Annotated in this window: 15 protein-coding genes and 1 pseudogene; 9 read left to right on the top strand and 7 right to left on the bottom strand. The window is 69.9% G+C overall.

Annotation, left to right across the window (positions count from 1 at the left end):
* The first annotated feature begins 79 nt into the window (after window positions 1-79).
* A complete protein-coding gene (locus AB0N06_RS04900; protein ID WP_366133289.1) occupies window positions 80-754 on the top strand; it encodes an MOSC domain-containing protein in 675 nt (224 codons plus the stop codon).
* A 34-nt stretch (window positions 755-788) separates the two neighbouring features.
* On the top strand, window positions 789-1,562 hold the full coding sequence (locus tag AB0N06_RS04895) for an SDR family oxidoreductase (RefSeq protein WP_366133288.1): 774 nt from the start codon (window positions 789-791) through the stop codon (window positions 1,560-1,562).
* A 171-nt stretch (window positions 1,563-1,733) separates the two neighbouring features.
* On the opposite strand, the gene AB0N06_RS04890 is transcribed toward AB0N06_RS04895, so the two are convergent.
* Entirely contained in the window at window positions 1,734-3,263 is a 1,530-nt protein-coding gene (locus AB0N06_RS04890; RefSeq protein WP_366133287.1) for a right-handed parallel beta-helix repeat-containing protein, read from the bottom strand.
* Between the two features lie 166 nt (window positions 3,264-3,429).
* Here AB0N06_RS04890 and AB0N06_RS04885 point away from each other — a divergent pair, with 166 nt between their 5' ends.
* The 6 genes from AB0N06_RS04885 (at window position 3,430) to AB0N06_RS04860 (ending at window position 9,804) form a co-directional block, all read left to right on the top strand.
* Window positions 3,430-4,527 carry a substrate-binding domain-containing protein gene (locus tag AB0N06_RS04885; protein ID WP_366133286.1) on the top strand — a complete coding sequence of 366 codons (1,098 nt, stop codon included), beginning with the start codon at window positions 3,430-3,432 and terminating at the stop codon, window positions 4,525-4,527.
* Between the two features lie 162 nt (window positions 4,528-4,689).
* The gene (locus tag AB0N06_RS04880; RefSeq protein ID WP_366133285.1) at window positions 4,690-6,018 is read left to right on the top strand and encodes a sugar ABC transporter substrate-binding protein; all 1,329 of its coding nucleotides are present in this window, start codon (window positions 4,690-4,692) and stop codon (window positions 6,016-6,018) included.
* A complete protein-coding gene (locus AB0N06_RS04875; protein WP_366133284.1) occupies window positions 6,018-6,911 on the top strand; it encodes a sugar ABC transporter permease in 894 nt (297 codons plus the stop codon). The genes AB0N06_RS04880 and AB0N06_RS04875 overlap by 1 nt, the downstream gene beginning before the upstream one ends.
* The gene (locus tag AB0N06_RS04870; RefSeq protein WP_366133283.1) at window positions 6,908-7,762 is read left to right on the top strand and encodes a carbohydrate ABC transporter permease; all 855 of its coding nucleotides are present in this window, start codon (window positions 6,908-6,910) and stop codon (window positions 7,760-7,762) included. Before AB0N06_RS04875 ends, AB0N06_RS04870 begins: the two co-directional genes overlap by 4 nt.
* A 51-nt stretch (window positions 7,763-7,813) precedes the next feature.
* Window positions 7,814-8,842 carry a hydroxyacid dehydrogenase gene (locus AB0N06_RS04865; RefSeq protein ID WP_366133282.1) on the top strand — a complete coding sequence of 343 codons (1,029 nt, stop codon included), beginning with the start codon at window positions 7,814-7,816 and terminating at the stop codon, window positions 8,840-8,842.
* Between the two features lie 266 nt (window positions 8,843-9,108).
* Complete coding sequence (locus tag AB0N06_RS04860; RefSeq protein WP_366133281.1) at window positions 9,109-9,804, top strand: ester cyclase; 696 nt, start codon at window positions 9,109-9,111, stop codon at window positions 9,802-9,804.
* Between the two features lie 93 nt (window positions 9,805-9,897).
* Here AB0N06_RS04860 and groL read toward each other — a convergent pair whose 3' ends face one another.
* The 6 genes and pseudogenes from groL to AB0N06_RS04830 all read right to left on the bottom strand — a co-directional run bounded on the left by groL (window position 9,898) and on the right by AB0N06_RS04830 (window position 18,586).
* A complete protein-coding gene (groL, locus tag AB0N06_RS04855) occupies window positions 9,898-11,523 on the bottom strand; it encodes a chaperonin GroEL (protein WP_327244799.1) in 1,626 nt (541 codons plus the stop codon).
* Between the two features lie 100 nt (window positions 11,524-11,623).
* Window positions 11,624-11,932 carry a co-chaperone GroES gene (gene groES / locus AB0N06_RS04850; RefSeq protein ID WP_003998759.1) on the bottom strand — a complete coding sequence of 103 codons (309 nt, stop codon included), beginning with the start codon at window positions 11,930-11,932 and terminating at the stop codon, window positions 11,624-11,626.
* Between the two features lie 488 nt (window positions 11,933-12,420).
* Window positions 12,421-12,870: a hypothetical protein gene (locus AB0N06_RS04845; protein WP_366133280.1), complete on the bottom strand. Its 450-nt coding sequence runs from the start codon at window positions 12,868-12,870 to the stop codon at window positions 12,421-12,423.
* Window position 12,871: 1 nt separating this feature from the next.
* A complete protein-coding gene (locus AB0N06_RS04840) occupies window positions 12,872-17,491 on the bottom strand; it encodes a DNRLRE domain-containing protein (protein ID WP_366133279.1) in 4,620 nt (1,539 codons plus the stop codon).
* A 703-nt stretch (window positions 17,492-18,194) separates the two neighbouring features.
* A pseudogene (locus AB0N06_RS04835) lies at window positions 18,195-18,329 on the bottom strand (polysaccharide deacetylase family protein); the annotation flags it as partial.
* Window positions 18,326-18,586 carry a hypothetical protein gene (locus AB0N06_RS04830; RefSeq protein ID WP_366133278.1) on the bottom strand — a complete coding sequence of 87 codons (261 nt, stop codon included), beginning with the start codon at window positions 18,584-18,586 and terminating at the stop codon, window positions 18,326-18,328. The pseudogene AB0N06_RS04835 and the gene AB0N06_RS04830, both read right to left, overlap by 4 nt.
* A 195-nt stretch (window positions 18,587-18,781) precedes the next feature.
* On the opposite strand from AB0N06_RS04830, the gene AB0N06_RS04825 reads away from it, so the two are divergent.
* The gene (locus AB0N06_RS04825; protein ID WP_366133328.1) at window positions 18,782-19,954 is read left to right on the top strand and encodes a class I SAM-dependent methyltransferase; all 1,173 of its coding nucleotides are present in this window, start codon (window positions 18,782-18,784) and stop codon (window positions 19,952-19,954) included.
* The last annotated feature ends 152 nt before the right edge of the window (window positions 19,955-20,106 follow it).

The following is a 20,106-nucleotide window of genomic DNA, read 5'->3' as shown; positions in this document are numbered from 1 at the left end:
TTGGAACACATGCGAATTATTCGCGTGTAGCTTTGAGGATGGGGTCGCTAGTGCCGGTCGCGGCGCTAGCGTTCGCTGCATGGAACTGCTGACTGTGAATGTGGGACGGCCCGAGGCCGTCGACTACACCGACGCCGCCGGCGGCGTGACCGGGATCGGCAAGCAGCCGGCCGACGGCCCGGTGCGGGTCACCGATCCCGGTCCCAAGGGCAGCGGCGGCAGTGGGGTGGCCGGGGACGCGGTGTGCGATCTGCGCTATCACGGCGGCTCGGACCAGGCCGTGTACGCCGTCGCCCGCGAGGATCTCGACGTCTGGGAGCGTTCGCTCGGCCGCCCGCTGGCCAACGGCGCGTTCGGCGAGAACCTGACGACCGCCGGATTGGACGTGAGCGACGCGAGGATCGGCGAGCGCTGGCGGATCGGACCCGATCTGGTCCTGGAGGTGACGTCGGGCCGCATTCCGTGCCGCACGTTCGCCGGCCACCTCGGAGAGAAGCACTGGGTCAAGCGATTCACGGAGGCGGCCGCTCCGGGTGCCTACCTGCGGGTGATCGAGCCGGGCGAGATCCGCGCCGGGGACCCGGTCGAGATCGTGCACCGGCCGGACCACGACGTCACCGTACGGATGCAGTTCCTGGCGGCGACGACGCGACGGGACCTGCTGCCGGAGCTGCTCACGGCCCGGGACGCACTGCATCCCGAGACGCTGCGCGCCGCCCTGAAGTACGTGGCGTCGCAGGCACCCGGCGAGTGATCAGTGCGGCGTGCGGGGCGCTAACGTGCCGCGTATGACGACTGCACTGATTACGGGCGCGACCGCGGGAATCGGGGCCGCCTTCGCGCGGCGTCTTGCGGCAGACGGGCACAACCTGGTGCTGGTGGCGCGCAGCACGGAACGGCTCCAGGAACAGGCCACCGAGCTGCACGACCGGCACGGCATCGAGGCCGAGGTGCTGACCGCCGACCTCTCCGAGGACGACGGGATCGCCTCGGTCGAGGCGCGGCTGACGAACCGCCGGCAGCCTGTCGATCTGCTGATCAACAATGCCGGGTTCGGCAACAAGGGCCGCTATCTGGATGTGTCGATGGCGGACGAGCTGAAGATGCTGAAAGTGCACTGCGAGGCGGTGCTGCGGCTGACCTCGGCTGCCGCGGCGGGGATGAAGGAACGCGGGCGGGGCGGGGTGGTCAATGTGGCCTCGGTGGCGGCGTTCGTACCGCGCGGAACGTACGGCGCGTCCAAGGCGTGGGTTGTTCAGTTCACCCAGGGCGCGGCGAAGGACCTGGCCGGTTCGGGGGTGCGGCTGATGGCGCTGTGCCCCGGCTTCGTACGGACCGAGTTCCATGAGCGCGCCGGGATGGGGACCGACAACATCCCGGGCTGGATGTGGCTCGACGCGGACAAGCTGGTCGCCTCGGCGCTGGCGGATCTGGCGCGCGGGAAGTCGGTGTCGATCCCGGACGCGCGGTACAAGGCGCTGATGGGGCTGGCGAAGGTGGCGCCGCGCGGCCTGCTCGGAGGGGTCACCTCCAAGACAGGCCGCAAGTACGGTCCGCAGTAGGGCGGTCGGACGGTGAGCGGATGAGACAGACCGGCACATGGGGGGCGGCGTCGCGGGGCTGGGCACGCACATCTGCCGCGTTGTCGTCCATCACCATGGCTCAGTCCTCCGCCTTGCAGCTGCACGCACCCAGCCCCGCTCCCACTCCGACCCCCCATGTGCCGGTCGGTCTTACTTGACGCCGCGGCCCGCGTACGCGCCGATGTTGGGGGCGCCGGGCTTCAGCTCGTTGCCGAACCAGTCCTTGCCACCGTTGTTCTCGATGACGGCTCCGGCGGCCAGGGCGGGCGAGCCGTCGCCGAGCCGGAAGTCGTCCCGCAGCTTCGGGTCCTCGGTGATGCCGCCGGGGTTGGGGCGGGTCATGTCGATGCCGTGGAACGCGTTGTGGTCGAAGGAGAGCCCGGGGGTCGGGTTCTTGAACGCGTAGCCGCCGGTGCCCTCGCTCACGAAGATGTTGTTCCGGACGGACAGTTCGTGCTGGGTGGTGGCGGGGCTTCCGGCGTCGTCCTGGACGAGGTAGCCGGGCACCTTCTCCTTGTTGTGGAACGTGTTGTTGTAGATCTGCGTGTCGAGGATCGGGCCCCAGCAGTTCTGGATGAGGCGCGCGCCGTCGTTCCGGCTGACGTTGTAGCGGGCGACCGTGCCGATGGTCTTGGCGCCGCTGTACGGGCAGATCAGCAGGAAGCCACCGGCGTTGTCGTGGCTGTAGTTGTACTGGAAGACGGTGTTCTGCGAGGCGCCGTCGGCGTCGAAGGACATGCCGTCGTGGGTGTTTCCGCCGCCCGAGACCTCGTTGTACTCGATGGTCGTGTCGTCGGTGTTGAAGGTCCAGATGCCGGCGTTGGCGGAGGGCGAGCGGAGCTGGAAACCGTCGACCCTGTTGTGGTCGATGCGGGCGCCGCTGGTGGTGTCGAGCTTCATGCCGTCACCCGCGAGGGACTTCAGCGTGTTGTGGTGGATCCGGACGCCGGTACTGGGCGTCCACTCCCCCGGGTAGACGTTCGGGTCCTGCTGCTGGCCGACCAGATCGCGCTTGGAGAAGGTCGACTTGAAGTAGATACCCTCGCGGTCGACGTCCTCGATGCGGTTGTGGCTGATGTCGAGACCGTCGTACGCGCTCGGCTTCGCCTTCCCCTCGACCGCGATCTGGATCGCGCTGGAGCCGGAGACCGTCTTGTAGTCGCCGCCGCGCACATCGTGGATGTACAGGCCGGAGATCTTGAAGCCGCGGGCGGTGCCGTAGTCGGTCAGGCGCAGCCGGACCCCGTTGCGCTCGCTGCCGGGGGCGGCGGCGTTGGTGATCTCCAGGTCGCCGAGGTGCACGTACTGCGTGTTGGAGAGCAGGACGACGTCGTGGGCGCCCGCGCCGTCGAGCTTCGCGCGGGCCTCGCCGCTGCCGTAGTCGGCGATGGTGAAGGGCGCGCGGGCGGAGCCTTCACCCTGCGGGGCAAAGGTGCCGGTGCAGGTGGTGCCGCGCTTGAAGAGCAGCCGGTCGCCGGGGCCGTAGGTGGGGGCGCCGGCCTCGGCCAGGGTGGTCCACGGATGCTCCTTGCTGCCGGTGGCACCGGCCGGGTCGGCCGAGCAGTCGACATGGAAGGTGCGGCCGGTGGGCGCGGCCTGTGCGGCTCCCTGGTCCGCGACGGTCACACCCGCGGCAGCAGTCAGGGCCGCGAGCGCTGCGACGGTGACGCGATGTCTCACAATTCCTCCGTACGAACAGTCAGGGTCGAGTCGGCATCGCCGGAATCCTGGACTCGGATTGATCGAACGTCAATGGATTGCGTTTGAATGATCGAAACTTCCATCGTTCGATCACGCTGGACTAGGGTCGACCCCGGGGTCGGATCACTACGAGGGGACTGCTGCCGTGCGCGAAACTGCTGCTGAACGTCATGACCGGCTGCTGGGGCTGGTACGGGAACGGGGCTCGGCCCGGGTCTCCGATCTCGCCTCCCAGCTGGGCGTCTCGCCCGTCACGGCGCGCCGGGACGTGGAGGAGCTGGCGGGCCGGGGCCTGCTGGACCGGGTGCACGGCTCGGTCTCCTGGCCGCAGGACCACGCGGCCACCGGTGCCGCCTCCGGTGCGGCCACCGGCGCAGGCAGCGGCCTGGTCCTCGGCATGCTCGCGCCCTCAGCGACGTACTACTTCGCCGAGGTCATCCGCGGGGCGCACGAGGCGGCGGCCCGGGCCGGGGCCCGGCTGATCCTGCGGATCTCGGACTACCGGCCCGAGGAGGACCACGCGCGCACCGAGGGGCTGCTCTCGGCGGGCGCCGAGGGCCTGCTGATCGCGCCAGGCTGGCAGCATCCCGGCGACCCGGCGGCGTTCGGCGACTGGATCGCCTCACTGCCGGTGCCCACGGTGCTGCTGGAGCGCCGGCCCGCCGCGGGCTCGCGGCTGGACGGCCTGGACCGGGTCTGCTCGGACCATGCCCACGGGGTGCTGCTCGCCGTGCGCCACCTGGTGGAACTGGGACACGGGGCGCCGCTGCTGATGGCCCGCGCCGACTCCCCGACAGCGGTCGCGGTGCGGTCCGGATACGCGGAGGCATTGGCCGTGCTGGGGCTGCGCGCACCGCAGGACGTGATCGATTCCGTACCGGCGGAGCTGGCCCCCGACGCCTTCGAGGCGGCGGTGCAGGCGCTGCGCGAGGCGGTCGTCTCGGGGGTGGCCACGGCGGCGCTGATCCACAACGACGTGGACGCGATCCAGGTGGTGCAGCGCCTGGCCGAGCTGGGTGTGCGGGTGCCGGACGACCTGGCGCTGATCGCGTACGACGACGAGGTGGCGGCGCTCGCGGACACACCGCTGACGGCGGTGGCGCCGCCCAAGCGCGATGTGGGCCGGCATGCCACCGAACTGCTGGTGGAACGGCTGGGCGGGGGCGAGGGTGCGCCGCGGCGCCATCTGACGCTGCTGCCGCAGCTGCGGGTCCGCGACTCGTGCGGTTCACCCCTCCCGTAACCCGTCCCCACGCGGTCCCTCCCGCAGCTCCCACCGCCCGCTTCCGTACGTAACTTATTTGATCTTTTTTCGATCAATCAATCTTTCGCTCTTGACTTCGGTCACGACTGGTTCAAGGATCACGGCCAACGCCAATGTCGTCGCCTGTTCAGGAGCCTCGCTGTGAGCCGCAGTTCGAGCAGAACGTCCCTTGCCCTCGTCGGCGCCGCCACCGCCCTCGCCGTACTCACGGCCTGCGGCGGCAGCGGCGACGACAGCGCCGCGCCCGGAAGCGACGGCAAGCCCGTCAGCATCACCTTCTGGGGCTGGGCCAAGGGGTCCAAGGAGGTCGTTGACGCGTTCAACGCCTCGCACAAGAACATCAAGGTCGTGTACGAGGAGATCCCGTCCGGCAATGCGGGCGGCTACGCCAAGATCTCCAACGCGGTGAAGGCGGGCAACGCCCCCGACCTGGTCTCCATCGAGTACCCGCAGCTCCCGGAGTACGTCAGTCAGGGCGCGCTCCAGGACATCGGCCAGTACTTCACCGACGACATCAGGAAGAAGCTGCTGCCGCAGGCGGTGGAACTGACGACGCTCGGCGGCAAGAACTGGGCCGTCCCCTTCGACGCCTCGCCGCAGTCCTTCTACTACCGCAAGGACCTGTTCGAGAAGTACGGCGTCGAGGTCCCCACCACCTGGGACGAGTTCCGCAAGGCGGCCGAAAAGATCAAGAAGGCCGACAAGAAGGCCCGCATCGGCACGTTCTTCCCCGACGACCCGACCACGTTCCAGGCAATGGCCTGGCAGGCCGGCGCCCAGTGGTTCAAGGCCGAGGGCGACACCTGGAAGGTCGACACGACCGACGCGGCCACCAACAAGGTCGCCGACTACTGGCAGGGTCTGCTCGACGACGACCTCATACGCGCCAACGCCTCGTTCAGCCCCGAGTGGACCAACTCCCTGAAGAGCGGCGGCACCGTCGGCTATCTCGGCGCCTCCTGGGGTGCGGGCGTCCTCAAGGGCACCCTGCCCGAGCAGAGCGGCAAGTGGGCGGTCGCCCCGATGCCCAGCTGGGACGGCAAGCCGGCCAGCGGCATGCTCGGCGGCTCCACCTTCGCGGTGACGAAGACCAGCAAGAAGGCGAAGGCCGCGGTCGAGTTCGCCACCTGGATGTCGACCTCCGAGGACGGCATCAAGGCCCGGATCGAGTCCGGCACGTCGAGCGCCTTCCCGGCCGCGGCCGAGCTGCGTCCGGTGGCGAAGAAGGCCTTCGACGCGGAATTCTACGGCGGCGAGGACATCTACCAGGTGTTCGAGGACGCGGCGGCGTCCATCGGCCCCGACTGGACCTGGGGTCCGACCACCGGCACGACGAACACCACCGTCAAGGACCAGTTCGGCAAGGTCGCGGCCGGCGGCACGACGATCACCGACGCGGTCAAGGCGGGCCATGACGCCACGGTCGCCGAACTGAAGAAGCGCGGTCTGAAGGTCGAGGACGCAGGCTGATGAACCGCGCCCGGACGACCAGAGCCGCCGCCATCCTGCTGGGGCCCTTCTTCGTACTGTTCACGTTGGCGATGGTGGTGCCGACCGGATACGCGGTCTGGCTCAGCCTGTTCACCGAGAAACAGTCCGGCCTGGGCTTCGGCGGCACCGAGACCGTCTTCAGCGGACTCGACAACTACACGGCGGCGCTGGGCGACCGGGCGTTCCGCGAGGGCTTCGGCGTACTCCTCGGATACTGCCTCTTCTACATTCCACTGCTGCTCATCGGGGCCCTCGCCCTCGCCCTGCTGCTGGACTCCACGCTGGCCCGCGCCCGCCGGTTCTTCCAGCTCGCGCTCTTCCTGCCGCATGCCGTGCCAGGCATCATCGCCGCGCTGATCTGGGTGTACCTCTACACGCCGCAGCTCAGCCCGGTCATCAGCGCCATGGAGTCCGGCGGTATCGGCTTCGACTTCTTCTCCCCCGAGGGCGCGCTCCCGTCCGTCGTCAACATCGCCCTGTGGGAATGGCTCGGCTACAACATGGTGATCTTCTACGCGGCGCTGCAGGCCATCGACCGCTCCGTGCTCGAAGCAGCCACCGTCGACGGGGCGGGCGCCTGGCGCATCGCGCTGAGCATCAAGGTGCCGCTGATCCGCGCATCCGTCGTGATGGTCGCCCTGTTCACGGTCATCGGCTCGCTGCAGCTGTTCACCGAACCGCTGATCCTCAACAAGGGCACTGGATCCGCCGTCTCCTCCACCTGGACGCCGAACATGTACGCGTACACCGCGGCCTTCGAACGCAACGACTACGGCCTCGCGGCCGCGGCCTCCATCCTGCTGGCCCTCACCGCCGCGCTGCTGTCCTTCGTCGTCACCCGCTTCACCGGACAGAAGGCCAGGAAGGCATGAACTCCTCAGCCCCTAAGAGCCGTTGGATGTCCAGGACGGCGGTCAACGGCTTCCTGGTCCTCGCGGTCGTCTACATGCTCTTCCCCCTCGTCTGGCTGGTCACCGCCGCCACCAAGGACACCGGCGGCCTGCTCGCGGGCAACGCGTTCTCCTTCGACGGCTTCAACCTCGGCGAGAACCTGTCGAACCTCGCCTCCTACGGCGACGGCATCTACTTCCGCTGGTACCTCAACAGCCTCATCTACGCGGGTGGCGGCGCGGTCGTCTGCTCGCTGATCTGTGTCGCCGCGGGGTACGCCTTCGACACGTACGAATTCCGGGGCAAGGAGAAGCTGTTCGGCCTGGTGCTGATGGGCGTGCTGGTCCCGACCACCGCGCTCGCCCTGCCGATGTATCTCCTGGCGTCCAAGACCGGCCTCGTCAATACCTACTGGTCCGTGCTGATCCCGGTCCTCGTCAACCCGTTCGGCGTCTACCTCGCCCGGGTCTTCTCCGCCGGTTACATCCCGAACGAGGCGCTGGAGGCCGCCCGTATCGACGGAGCCGGCGAGTTGCGCGTCTTCTGGTCGATCGGGCTGCGCATGGTCATGCCGGGCTTCGTGACCATCTTCCTCTTCCAGTTCACCGCGATCTGGAACAACTTCTTCCTCCCCCTCGTGATGCTGTCGGACCGCAAGCTGTTCCCGCTGAGCCTCGGTCTGTACTCCTGGAACACCAACACCCACGGCGAGCCGAGCTTCTATCCGCTCGTCGTCACCGGATCCCTCCTCGCCGTGATCCCCCTGATCGTCGCCTTCGTCTCCCTGCAGCGGCACTGGAAGGCGGGGCTGACCGCCGGAAGCGTCAAGTGACCGTCACCCGCCCCGTGAGCCGAGCACCCTTTGAGGAGTCCGAGTTCCACCATGCCCCACGCCACTGACAACCGGCCGAAAGCCCTGCTGGCGATGGGCCCCGGCATCGCCGACCGGCTCCTCGCCGACCGCCACCGCACACGACTGGCCGCCCTCACCCGTACGGATCCCCGCTTCGTCGCCCACGACCTGGCCGACCCGACACCGGAGACGGCCGCCGCGCTCGCCGAGGCCGACGTGCTGTTGACCTGCTGGGGTGCGACACCGTTGACCGCCGAGGTGCTGGAGGGCGCGCCGCGGCTGCGAGCGGTGGTGCACGCGGCCGGTTCCGTGAAGCACCACATCACCGACGCCTGCTGGGAACGCGGGATCGCCGTCACCTCGGCGGCCGCTGCCAATGCGCTGCCCGTCGCCGAGTTCACCCTTGCCGCGATCCTGTTCGCGGGCAAGCGGGTGCTGCAGACCGCGCAGCGTTACGCCGCCCTGCGCACCGGCCACGACTGGCTCCAGGAGCTGGCCGGCTCCGGCAACTACCGCCGTACCGTCGGCATCATCGGCGCATCCCGCATCGGCCGACGGGTGATCGAGCTGCTGCGCCCCTTCGACCTGGACGTCCTGCTGTACGACCCGTACGTCGACGCGGCGGAGGCGGCCCGGCTGGGCGTACGGCTCGCGGCGCTGGACGAGCTGTGCGCAGGCAGTTCCGTCGTCTCCGTGCATGCGCCGCAGCTGCCGGAGACGCATCATCTGATCGGCGCGGCGCAGCTGGCGGCGATGGCGACGGGCACGACGCTGATCAACACGGCTCGCGGGTCACTGATCGACGAGGACGCCCTGCTCCCCCAGCTGCGGAGCGGGCGGCTGCACGCGGTGCTGGATGTGACGGATCCCGAACTTCCGCCCGCGCTCTCGCCGTTGTACGAGCTGCCGAATGTGCTGCTCACTCCGCACATCGCGGGCTCGCTGGGCGATGAGCTGCACCGGATGGCCGACCAGGCACTCGACGAGATGGAGCGGTTCGCGTCCGGTCTGCCCTTCGCGGACCCCGTGCACGCCGGAAGCCTCCAGCACTCGGCCTGAGCCCTGAAGGTCGAAAGCCCGCTCCTGTAAGAGGCCGCGCACAGAGGTGGGGTGGAGGAAGGAGCGGGGCGAGGGGCAAGCCTGCCAAGGCGGAGGAGGGAGGCGACGCGGAGGGGGCCCCTCCCATGCCTTTCGGGCCATGGGGGAGTCGTCGACCGAGGACAACGCCGCCAGGCGCCGCCCATCGGCACGCGACGCCGCCCCACCTATGGGCGCGGCCTCTAAACTGAAAGGATCCCATCCGCACCGCAGGACCGGGAGACGCCATGAGATTCGTACAAGTGATCGACTGCAAGACCGAGCGGTTCGACGACATGGACCGCCTCATGGACGAATGGGTCGCACAGACCAAGGGCACCCGGACGGCCACGCACAGCCTCATCGGCAAGGACCGCTCCGACGGGTCCCACTACGTCGAGATCGTCGAATTCCCTTCGTACGAAGATGCGATGGCGAACTCGAAGCTGCCGGAGACCGACCAGATCTTCCAGGAACTGGTGGCGCTCTGCGACGGGATGCCCACCTTCACCGACCTCGATGTGGTCCGTGACGAACAGTTGAACCAGACACTGTCGCGCCGGTTCTTCCACGAGATCGCTGTCGGGGGCAACCTCGAAGCCATCGACGAGGTGTTCGCGCCCGACTACATCGACCACGACGTCGCGAAGGAACAGGACACGGTGATCGGGTCCGGCTCCCTGAAGAACGACGTGATCGCATGGCGCGCGGCCTTCGACTTCACCTTCAGCCTGGACCGGCAGGTCTGCGAGGGTGACGACGTCGTGACGCTGTGGACCTGGACCGGCACCCATGAGGGCGACTTCATGGGGATCGCCCCCACGGGCAGGCAGTGCACCATGACGGGCACCACGATCTTCCGTTTCAAGGACGGCAGGATCCAGGAAGGCTGGTGGCACGAGGATCTCCTCGGCCTGATGCGGCAGCTCGGCGCGCTCGACTGATCCAGCGGCCAAGGACGGCCGAAGGCCCCCGTTCCCCTCGCTGAACAGCGGGAACGGGGGCCTTGTGCGGCGGTGAGCCGAGGCGGCAGCGCGTCAGTGCGAGTGACCGTGGCCGCCGTGGCCGGCTTCGGCCTCTTCCTCGGCCGGCTTCTCGACGACCAGGGTCTCGGTCGTCAGCAGCAGCGACGCGATGGACGCGGCGTTCTCCAGCGCGGAGCGGGTGACCTTGACCGGGTCGATGACACCGGCCTTCACCAGGTCGCCGTACTCGCCCGTCGCGGCGTTGAAGCCCTGGCCCTTGTCGAGCTCGGCGACCTTCGAGGTGATGACGTAACCCTCGAGACCGGCGTTCTCGGCGATCCAGCGCAGCGGCTCGACCGCGGCGCGGCGCACGACCGCGACGCCGGTGGCCTCGTCGCCGGTCTTGTCGAGGTTGCCCTCGAGGACCTTGACGGCGTGGACCAGAGCGGAGCCACCACCGGAGACAATGCCCTCCTCGACCGCGGCGCGGGTCGCGGAGATGGCGTCCTCCAGACGGTGCTTCTTCTCCTTGAGCTCCACCTCGGTGGCGGCACCGACACGGATCACGCACACGCCGCCGGCCAGCTTCGCGAGGCGCTCCTGGAGCTTCTCGCGGTCCCAGTCGGAGTCGGTGGCGTCGATCTCGGCCTTGATCTGGTTGACCCGGCCCTTGACGTCGCCGGGCTCGCCGCCGCCGTCCACGATGGTCGTGTCGTCCTTGGAGACGGTGACACGGCGGGCGGTGCCCAGCACGTCGAGACCGGCCTGGTCGAGCTTGAGGCCGACCTCCTCGGCGATGACGGTCGCACCGGTGAGGGTGGCGATGTCGCCGAGCATGGCCTTGCGGCGGTCACCGAAGCCCGGGGCCTTCACCGCGACGGCGTTGAAGGTGCCACGGATCTTGTTGACGACCAGGGTCGACAGGGCCTCGCCCTCGACGTCCTCGGCGATGATCAGCAGCGGCTTGGAGCCACCGGCCTGGATGACCTTCTCCAGCAGCGGGAGCAGCTCCTGGATCGAGCCGATCTTGCCCTGGTGGATCAGGATGTACGGGTCGTCGAGGACGGCCTCCATACGCTCCTGGTCGGTCACCATGTACGGGGACAGGTAACCCTTGTCGAAGGCCATGCCCTCGGTGAACTCGAGGTCCAGACCGAAGGTGTTGGACTCCTCGACGGTGATGACACCGTCCTTGCCGACCTTGTCCATCGCGTCCGCGATGAGCTCGCCGACCTGCGAGTCCTGCGCGGAGAGCGCGGCCACGGCGGCGATGTCGGACTTGTCGTCGATCGGGCGGGCGGTCGCGAGGAGCTCCTCGGACACAGCCTTGACCGCGGCGTCGATGCCCTTCTTCAGGGCGGCCGGGGAAGCACCCGCGGCAACGTTGCGCAGGCCCTCGCGGACGAGCGCCTGGGCGAGCACGGTGGCGGTGGTGGTGCCGTCACCCGCTACGTCGTTGGTCTTGGTCGCCACCTCCTTCACCAGCTGGGCACCGAGGTTCTCGTACGGGTCGTCGAGCTCGACCTCGCGCGCGATGGTGACACCGTCATTGGTGATGGTGGGAGCGCCGAACTTCTTGTCGATGACGACGTTGCGGCCCTTGGGGCCGATCGTCACCTTGACCGTGTCGGCAAGCTTGTTGACGCCGCGCTCAAGGGCGCGACGGGCGTCCTCGTCGAACTTCAGAATCTTCGCCATGGGAGCTGAACTGTCCTCTCGAACGAACTGCGCCCCTGACCGCCCGGCTTGTTATCTCGCAGGGGACCAGGGGCGCAGAACGGAAGCAAACGTGTGTGAATTACTTCTCGATGATCGCGAGCACGTCGCGAGCCGAGAGGACGAGGTACTCCTCGCCGTTGTACTTCACCTCGGTGCCGCCGTACTTGCTGTACAGCACGATGTCACCGGTCTTGACGTCGAGCGGCAGACGCTCGCCGTTCTCGAAGCGGCCCGGGCCCACGGCCAGGACGACGCCCTCCTGGGGCTTCTCCTTGGCAGTGTCCGGGATGACCAGGCCAGAGGCCGTGGTCTGCTCGGCGTCGAGCGGCTGGACCACAATGCGGTCCTCAAGCGGCTTGATGGCAACCTTGGAGCTGGTGGTCGTCACGATCCGGCCTCCCCCTTCGGAGATCTCGGGGTTAACTGCGGGGTTAACTGTCTGGGGTGGCGATCAGGTGGGTCCGTCGTCGCGGGTGCCGGACCTGCCGATCGCACAGTACTGCTGGCACTCTCCAGTGGGGAGTGCCAGAGCTGAGACTATGACCGCGATTAGCACTCGGTCAAGCGGAGTGCCAATTCAGTCCGGTCGTGGCGTCACCGCACCGGGCTGCTCCGATCGGGACGGCGTACGGGGAACGAAGGGACGAACCGCACCGTTTCGTACGACGGTGAGGAAATGCCGGACGTCAGGCCCCCACGTCGGCGCCCGCGCCTTCCTCCGCCGGCATCGCGACCCCGACCGCGGCCCCAAGGCGCTGCCCAAGCTGTTCGAGGGCCGGGAAACCGAGACCATGCACGCCCACAGCTGGTCCCGAACGGCGCGAAGCGCCCGTCCCTCCGGTGCTGCCGGGGGGACGGGCGCTTGCGCAGGGTCGCTCACCCCTGGAGCTTCATGCCCTCGGTTGAGGTGAGGCCCTTGCCGGGGTGGGCACGGAACGTCGCCGTCCAGATGGTGGGCGGGCAGGACGTGCCGTTGGGGTGCTGCTCCGTCAGCCTGGCCCGGGTGCTGTCTTCGACGACCGTGTCACCGCTCTTCGCGGACGTCACGGTGAGCCGCACCGGCACGGTGGACGCACCGATGTCGTCGGGGAGTTGGACCGACAGCGAGGCGAACGGGTCGCCGGGACTGCCCGACGTCCGCTCCTCGCAGGTGCCGTCCACGCACAGCCGGATCCGCGCCGCGTCCCGGCCGCCGAAGTCGGCGGGCCGCCACACGGCGGAGACCTGCGAGTCCGCGTCGACCAGGGTGCACGGCGTGTCCTGGCCGAGGAGCGAGCATCCGGTCAGGGCCGCCGCCAGCAGTGGTGTGAGAAGGGCTCGGCGCATGTCAGTACCACGCAACCGTGCCGGGAAAGGCGCTGTTGGCCAGCCCGATGTCGGTGAAGTACAGCCAGCAGGGGTCGAAGAACCCGCCGCTGTTGTCGCTTCCGCCGCCACCGCCGCCGGACAGGATGCCCTTGGCGTACGCCTGTCCGCTGCTGTCGACCGTGTACACCGGGGCGCCGGAGTCACCCTTGATGGAACAGGATCCGGACGTCTTCTTGGCGACGACCATGTTCTTGGCGGTGGTTCCGCCGGAATAGTGGATGGTCGCCTGGGTCGCGGTCACCTTCCATCCGCACATCTCGCCGGTCATCATGCCGCCCGTGCAGACCTTGTCGCCGCTCTGCGCCCAGCGCTTCCAGTAGCCGTGGACGAGCCGCGACGAGCTGGACGTCTTGCCGCCCTTGTAGATCCGGGGCGTCGCGGCGCTGTCGCTGTTGACGCGGTACAGCGACAGGTCACCCGAGTAGTAGCTCTGGCCGGAGAGCTTCACGGAGCCGTACCCGTTCTTCCAGTTGTCCCGGACGACGGGGCCGATGTAGTCGCTCTCGCTGGGGTTCAACACGGCCCCGTTGCCGCTGGTGCAGTGGCCCGCGGTCACCATGTACCACTTGCCGTCGTACCGCCAGGTGAAGCCCGCCGTGCACCAGACCGCCGAACTGGTGCTCAGGTACGACTTGATGCGCGACCCGCCGTAGTAGGGCGAGGTGTCGTACTGGCGGTTCGCCTGGGGTTCCGCCACGTCGGCGCCGGGCGTGAGGTGCACGGCGACGGTGTCGGTGCCGTACCGCTCACCCAGGGCCGTGACCAGTGCCGGGGCGGCTGTCTCGGTCTCCACGACGACACGGTTCTCCGCGGCGTCCACGAACGCGACGTGCAGTCCGCTCACGCCGGGCAGCTCCGCCTCCGACAGCTGGAGGACCTCGTCGCGCACGGACTCCAGCGCGGTGACGCTGTGCTCCACCACCTCGGCGCGCGGGGTGACCTGCTCGGTGACGGTCGGCCCGTCGGGCGCGGGAGTGGTCTCCGTGGTGTCCTCGGGCATCTCGAACGACTCCTCGCCGGTGGTCTCCGCGGACCCGTCGGCGGGCGGCGCCGGAGTCTCCGCCTCGTTGGGCTCGGTGTCGGGCTTGGTGCCGTCCTCCGTGTCCGCGACGGGCAGGCCGCTGCCCTCGTCCGCGGGAGCCTGCGTCACCTGGATCGGGGCGGACGCCTCGTCGGTGGAGGCCGGTTCGACGACCGGCGCGACCAGTTCGCCCGAGGTCGGGTCGACGTAGGGCGGGGCGAAGGCGTCGGGGTTCTCGGCCGCGCGGGTCGCGGCCTGGTCCAGGGCGTAGGCCCGGGCGGGCTCGGACTCTTGCATGTCGTCGCCCAGGCCGCCGTCGATGACCTCGACACGGTCGACGACCACCGAAACGGGTTCGGCGGCGGGCGGGGCGTACGTGCCGCCGAAGCGGGCGCCGATCTGCAGGCCGCTGCTGCCGGACAGAGACGAGGTGTCCCACAGCAGCTTCGGTGCCGAGCCGCCGGTGAGCGGCACCGGCCAGGTCACGGCCGAGCCGTCGGCACCGGTGACCTGAGAGGCCGGGACGACCTGCCACGGGTCGGCGGCCGAGGCCCGCTGGAGGAAGGTGACGTCCGTCAGCGAGGCCGGGGCGCTGACCGCGAGGTCGACCGAGCCGACGAGCACCTCGCCGTTGGCGGGCGCGGTCACGGCCGCCCGTCCGACGTGGAAGGCGCGCTTTGTCTCCGCCGAGACGTTGCCGGCCCGGTCGGTTGCGGTGACGGTGAGCTGGTGGCTGCCCTCCGTCGCCGGGGTGATCGGCAGCTCCACGGGACCGCCGGTGGTGGTGACGGCCCGCGCAGCGCCGCCGTCGACCTTGTACGTCAGGCTCCGGGTGTCAGTGCCGTCGGGCGTCAGCGTGAACGTCCCGGTCACCTGCGCGCCGCCGACCCAGGCGTCCGACGGGTAGGCCGCGGAGGTCACGGCCGGCGCGCCGGGCGCGGTGGTGTCGACGGTGAACCGGTAGTGCGAGGTCGCCCCGCCCGTGCCGTTGCCGTCGATGCCGCGCACGTGGAGATACCAGGTGCCCTCGGTGCGGGTCGTGCTGTATGAGGTGCCGGTCGTCTCGGCCGTGCTGTCGGGCACGGTGTCGGTGGTGTCGTCGACGACGATGCTGTACCCGGCAAAAGCGCCGGACGGCGCGGTCCAGGTGGCGCTGAAGGAGCCGCTCTTGTACGCGCCCGTCTGGTCCGGGTGGGTGGACGAGCTGATCACGGGGCTCGGCGGCAGCGTCATGTCGACCGTGAACGGCAGGTGCGCGGCGGTGGACGACCAGTTGCCGGCCCGGTCCTTGGCCCGTACGTGCAGGTACCAGGTGCCGTCCGCGTCGACGGTGGTGGTGAGGCTCGTCGCCGTCTTGACCGTGCCGGTGGTGACTGGCAGGGTGTCGGCGGCGCGGTCCACGGTGACCGCGTACTCGGCGGCGCCGGACAGGTCGGCGGGCGCCGACCAGCTGAACGACGCGGTGCGGTTGGCGTAGGCATTGGTCGTCACCGGGTGCGTGGAGGAGACCAGGCTGCCGGGCGCGCCCGGCGCGGTGGTGTCGACGTTGAAGCCGAAGTGCCGGGTCGGGGACCACAGCCCCGCCTTGTCCCTGGCGGCGGCATGCACCCACCAGGTGCCGTCGGTGCGCCCGCTCCAGCTGACGGCGGTTCCCGTCTGCGTGACGGCGGTACCGGCGGCGGTCGTCGGGCTCTGGTCGAGCTTGACGGCGTACCCGGTCACACCGGAGGCGTCCGTCGCGGCGAGCGTGCCCGCGAAGCTGGTGGCGTTGTACCAGGCCGACGCCGACGGGTGGCTGGTGGAGGTGATGGTGGGGGTGGACGGCACGGTCGTGTCGACGGTGAAGGTCTGCCATGCCGACCAGGCACCGGTGTCGGTTCCGTCCGAAGCCCTGGCCCGCCACTTGTAGTTGCCCGGCGTCAGGGCGGCGACCGTGTGGGTCGCCACCGCTCCGGAGGCCACGGCGGCGGAGGTGCCGGACTTCAGGGCCGCGGTGCCGTCTGCCGCCCAGACCTCGAAGCTCAGCGTGAGCTGTTGCGCGTCGGCGTCGGTGGCCTTGGCGGACAGCGTGGGCGTGGTGTCCGAGGTGTAGGTGCCGGACAGCGGCGAGACGGCTGCCGCGGTACCAGGCTTGGAGTTGTAGGTGACCGTCAGCGAGGGCTCGTAGGCGGCGTTGTGCGAACCGTCCGTCTGATTCGCCGAGTAGTAGCGGCGCCAGGTCAGCGGGTCCGTCTCGTCGACGGCCGCGATCCGCACGCCGTAGTTGGGCTGTCCGTCGGCCCACGCCTGGACGATCCCGTCGACGTCCCAGGAGACGTGGCCGGCGGCGCAGCCGGAGTTGTAGCCCTTGGCCGCGGTGGAGGTCACGGCGCCGGTCGCGGTGGTTGTGGGCTGGTCGGCCCAGGTGATGGCTGAGGGGTCCCAGACGGAGGTGATGCGGCGCACCTGGTTGCCGGAGTTGACCGTGTTGCATGTGGACGAGTAGTACGAGTACAGGCGCAGGTCGGTGTCGAGGATGTGCTTGCCCGCGTACTTCGCCACGTCGAACTTCAGGTACGAGCGGGCCTTCTCGGTGCCGTTGTAGGTACCGGCCTTCAGCTCGGTCGAGCCGCGCTGCGAGGTGAGGTAGTCGTCGTACTGGACCCAGGTGTCGGTGACCGGGCCGAAGAGCGAGTCGGTCGGGTCGATGGTGACCGGATACTCCAGCGCCGGGTCGGCGAGGAACTCCGCGTCGGGCTTCAGGACCAGGACCTGGTCGCCGGTGTCCGCGTCCTGCTCGATGGTGACGTCGATGGGCGCGAGGTCCTCGGGCTCACCGGAGGCGCGCTTCTCCCCCGAGCCCCACATGACCGGCAGCGGCGCGGTGGCCACCGTACGGCCGCTGGTGTCGCTCCAGCGCAGCCGTTTGTCGGCGGTCTCGTGCAGGGTCAGGCCCTCGGCGGAGACGGGCAGCCGGTAGCTGACCGGGGCGTCGGGGCGCTCGTGCAGGACGATGGAGTGGGAGAAGCCCTCCTTGAGGGCGGTCACCACGAGGTCACCGCCCTCCACGACGTCGGGGTAGACGGCGGTCGGGCCGTCCAGCCGCGGTTCGGGCAGCTCGCCCGGCCAGTCGAGGCCGAGCGTGCGGCCGCCACGGGAGACCTCGGCCAGCGGCTCGCTCGAGCCGCCGCCGGAGAAGGCGATGTCGGCGGCGGCCGTCTTGGGCCGCACCACACCCTTCTCGGCCACGAGGGTGGTGTCGACGGGCCGCCAGCTGCCGTCCGGCTGCTTGACCCGGATCGGGCCGGTGTACGCCTCCACGGTGGTCGTGCCGTCGGCGTTGGCCCAGGTGGTGGTCGAATCGGTGCGCTCGGAGACGATCTCGGTCCGGGCCCCGGGCGCCTGCTGCCCCGCCGGGGCATTGGCGGCCGGGGCGGCGTCCTCGGCGAACGCGGGCTCGTTGAACGGGGGCAGCGGGGCGCATATGAGGGCGGCCAGCAGGGCTGCCGCCAAGGCTCGTTGCTTCCAGCTGGATCTTCGTCCGCCCGAGGTCGGGACGGACGACGCGGAGTGGTGCACAGGGAATCCTTCCAGTCATCCTGGCTGAAGATCGGATGATCTTAAGACCTGCACATGTCACGCCTACAAAGGGAAGAGGTCGCTCCGCTTCTGACGGGCCATCATCGCCTATTGCTCTTGACCACCTGGGGATCAAATCATGGCCCGCACCAAGGAGTTCTGCCCCGACGCCATCGCGCAGACAGCTTTCTGACCTTCCGTCAGCTCCCTGCGGAACACATCGTTGTCGGCCTTGAGGACCCCAACGACATCCTGCTGACCGACCACCTCGGCTATCGCCGACAGCAGACTCCTTGGGCGGGCCCGCCACTGCCCGATGCGCTGGCGGACGGCACGAACGTCGGCTGCGGGCAGGACAGTTGATTTGCGGAGCCGCGGACAGCGGCGCGCCGCTGCGCGCGAACCGACCCCGGGCGGGCTCGGTTCAGGCCTTCGCCGCGATCGCACCGCACCTCGTGGCGGCACGGATCGGGCACCCCGGCTACCGCCGGCCGCATCCCGTCCCGGCACCCGCTCCGCCGGACGGCCCCGACCGGTCGGGCCACCAGTGCCTCAGCGGCGGGGACAACCACGGAGGCCCGGGCTCCTGCAACCGCCCCGGCCGGCCGCAGGAGCCGACGACCATCGGCCCCGCCTCCCCCTGATCACCCCGCACACCCTGCCGGCGCTCCGAGTCCGCCGCCGGTCCCGCCCCCGGCGTCCGGTGCGGCCGGCTCACCTTCTGCGCGGCCTTCCGGCCCAGCCGTTCGATCGGGTCGACCGACTGCGCGCACCCGGCGGCGGCCAGGAGCGCACCGGTTGCCAGCAGTCCGGCGAGCAGCCGGTGCGCCCTTCTCATACGTAGTCCTCCAGCCGGGCCACGGCGTACCCCTCGTCCGTGATGGTCCTCGTGACCGCGCGGACCAGGTCGGCCGCGGCCAGCGGCGTGGTGGCCGGCCCCCACTTCCTGGCGTACGCCGCGCGTGCGGCCTGCGTCCGCCGGGCGGAGCCGCCGGGATGTCCGACGGCGGGGCCGCCACCGGACTCGGAGGCGCAGCCGGGCGCGGCTGCGACGAGGAGTGCGGCCAGGACCACATGGCCCGGTCCGCGCCACATGACGCCCGGATCATGCCGCTGTGCGGTTAAATCTTCCTTTTGTCGTACAAGCCGCATGGTTTCGCATACTGCCAGTGGTTGCCCGGCCACTGGGGCCGACACCTCCGCCTGGCCCGCGCGGTCCCCCGGCTGGCTCACAATGGGCCGGTGAACGCCTTCGATCCGACCGACCCGACCGACCCGCTCGCCGCCTTCATGGCCCTGCGCACACCCGAGGGCGAGGCGCTCCTCGCCGAGCTGCGGGCCTACGACCCCTCCCAGGAGCTCGCCACCGCCACCCGGCTGCGCCGCAGTCATCCGGCCCCGCTGGTGTCGGCGGCGCTGGGGCAGGCGCGGCTGCGGCAGCGGGCGGTGGCGAAGTTCGGCGCCGAGGACGCGTACCGGATGTTCTTCACACCGAACGGCGTCGAGCAGGCGACCCGCACCTCGGTCGCCACCTACCGCGCCCGGCGCTTCGCCGAAGCGGGCGTGCGCAGCGTCGCCGACCTCTGCTGCGGGATCGGCGGTGACGCCCTCGCCCTCGCCCGCGCGGGCATCTCCGTCCTCGCCGTGGACCGCGACCCGCTGACCGCCGAGGTGGCACGCGCCAATGCCGCCGCACTCGGTCTCGACACCCTGATCGAGGTGCGCTGCTCCGATGTCACCGAGATCGACACGTCCGCGTACGACGCGGTCTTCGTCGACCCGGCCCGGCGTGGCGGGCGCGGCAGGATCTTCGACCCCGAGGCGTACTCGCCGCCGCTCTCCTGGGCGACCGGCGCCGCGCTGGCGGCCCCCCGCGCCGCGCTGAAGATCGCCCCCGGCATCCCGCACGAGGCGATCCCGGCACAGGCGGAGGCGGAGTGGATCTCGGACCACGGCGATGTGAAGGAGGCGGTGCTCTGGTTCGGCGAAGGGTTCACCCCGGGCTCGTACCGCGCCACACTTCTGCCGGCGGGCGCGACCCTGTCGGCCCCGGCCGCACTGCCCGCCCCGCCCGTCGGGCCGGTGGGCCGCTATCTGTACGAGCCGGACGGCGCCGTCATCCGCGCCCATCTGGTCGCCGACATCGTGGAGCGGTCGGGCGGCCGGCTGGTCGACGAGACGATCGCGTACGTCACGAGCGACGAGCCGTACGACTCCCCCTACGCCTCCGCGTACGAGATCACCGACCAACTGCCCTTCAGCATGAAGAAGCTGAAGGCGCTGCTGCGGGAGCGGAAGGTCGGCGTCCTGACCGTCAAGAAGCGAGGCTCGGCCGTCGAACCGGAGGAGCTGCGCAGGAAGATGAAGCTCCAGGGCCCCAACGCGGCGACGGTGTTCCTGACCCGGGTCGCCGGGGCGCCGACCATGCTGATCGGCCACCCCGTGCGGCCCGACATGCCTTAGACCGACCAGCACATGGGAGGCGGCGTCGCGGGGCTGGGTGCGCACATCTGCGGCGTTGTCGTCAGTCAACAACTCCCCCATAGCCCGAAAGGCATGGGAGGGGCCCCCTTCGCGTTGCCTCCCTCCTCCGCCTTGCAGCTGCACGCACCCAG

Origin of the sequence: Streptomyces sp. NPDC051020 (assembly GCF_040683105.1) — a bacterium.
Classification (GTDB): Bacteria; Actinomycetota; Actinomycetes; order Streptomycetales; family Streptomycetaceae; genus Streptomyces.
Note: the sequence above shows the minus strand (reverse complement) of the source record. Positions and strands in the feature narration are given on the sequence as shown.

Excerpts from the sequence above, each read along its gene's own strand:
- AB0N06_RS04900 (WP_366133289.1), top strand. The coding sequence starts at position 80 with ATGGAACTGCTGACTGTGAATGTGGGACGGCCCGAGGCCGTCGACTAC.
- AB0N06_RS04895 (WP_366133288.1), top strand. The coding sequence starts at position 789 with ATGACGACTGCACTGATTACGGGCGCGACCGCGGGAATCGGGGCCGCC.
- AB0N06_RS04875 (WP_366133284.1), top strand. The coding sequence starts at position 6,018 with ATGAACCGCGCCCGGACGACCAGAGCCGCCGCCATCCTGCTGGGGCCC.
- AB0N06_RS04870 (WP_366133283.1), top strand. The coding sequence starts at position 6,908 with ATGAACTCCTCAGCCCCTAAGAGCCGTTGGATGTCCAGGACGGCGGTC.
- AB0N06_RS04865 (WP_366133282.1), top strand. The coding sequence starts at position 7,814 with ATGCCCCACGCCACTGACAACCGGCCGAAAGCCCTGCTGGCGATGGGC.
- AB0N06_RS04860 (WP_366133281.1), top strand. The coding sequence starts at position 9,109 with ATGAGATTCGTACAAGTGATCGACTGCAAGACCGAGCGGTTCGACGAC.
- groL (WP_327244799.1), bottom strand. The coding sequence starts at position 11,523 with ATGGCGAAGATTCTGAAGTTCGACGAGGACGCCCGTCGCGCCCTTGAG.
- AB0N06_RS04845 (WP_366133280.1), bottom strand. The coding sequence starts at position 12,870 with ATGCGCCGAGCCCTTCTCACACCACTGCTGGCGGCGGCCCTGACCGGA.
- AB0N06_RS04830 (WP_366133278.1), bottom strand. The coding sequence starts at position 18,586 with ATGTGGCGCGGACCGGGCCATGTGGTCCTGGCCGCACTCCTCGTCGCA.
- AB0N06_RS04825 (WP_366133328.1), top strand. The coding sequence starts at position 18,782 with ATGGCCCTGCGCACACCCGAGGGCGAGGCGCTCCTCGCCGAGCTGCGG.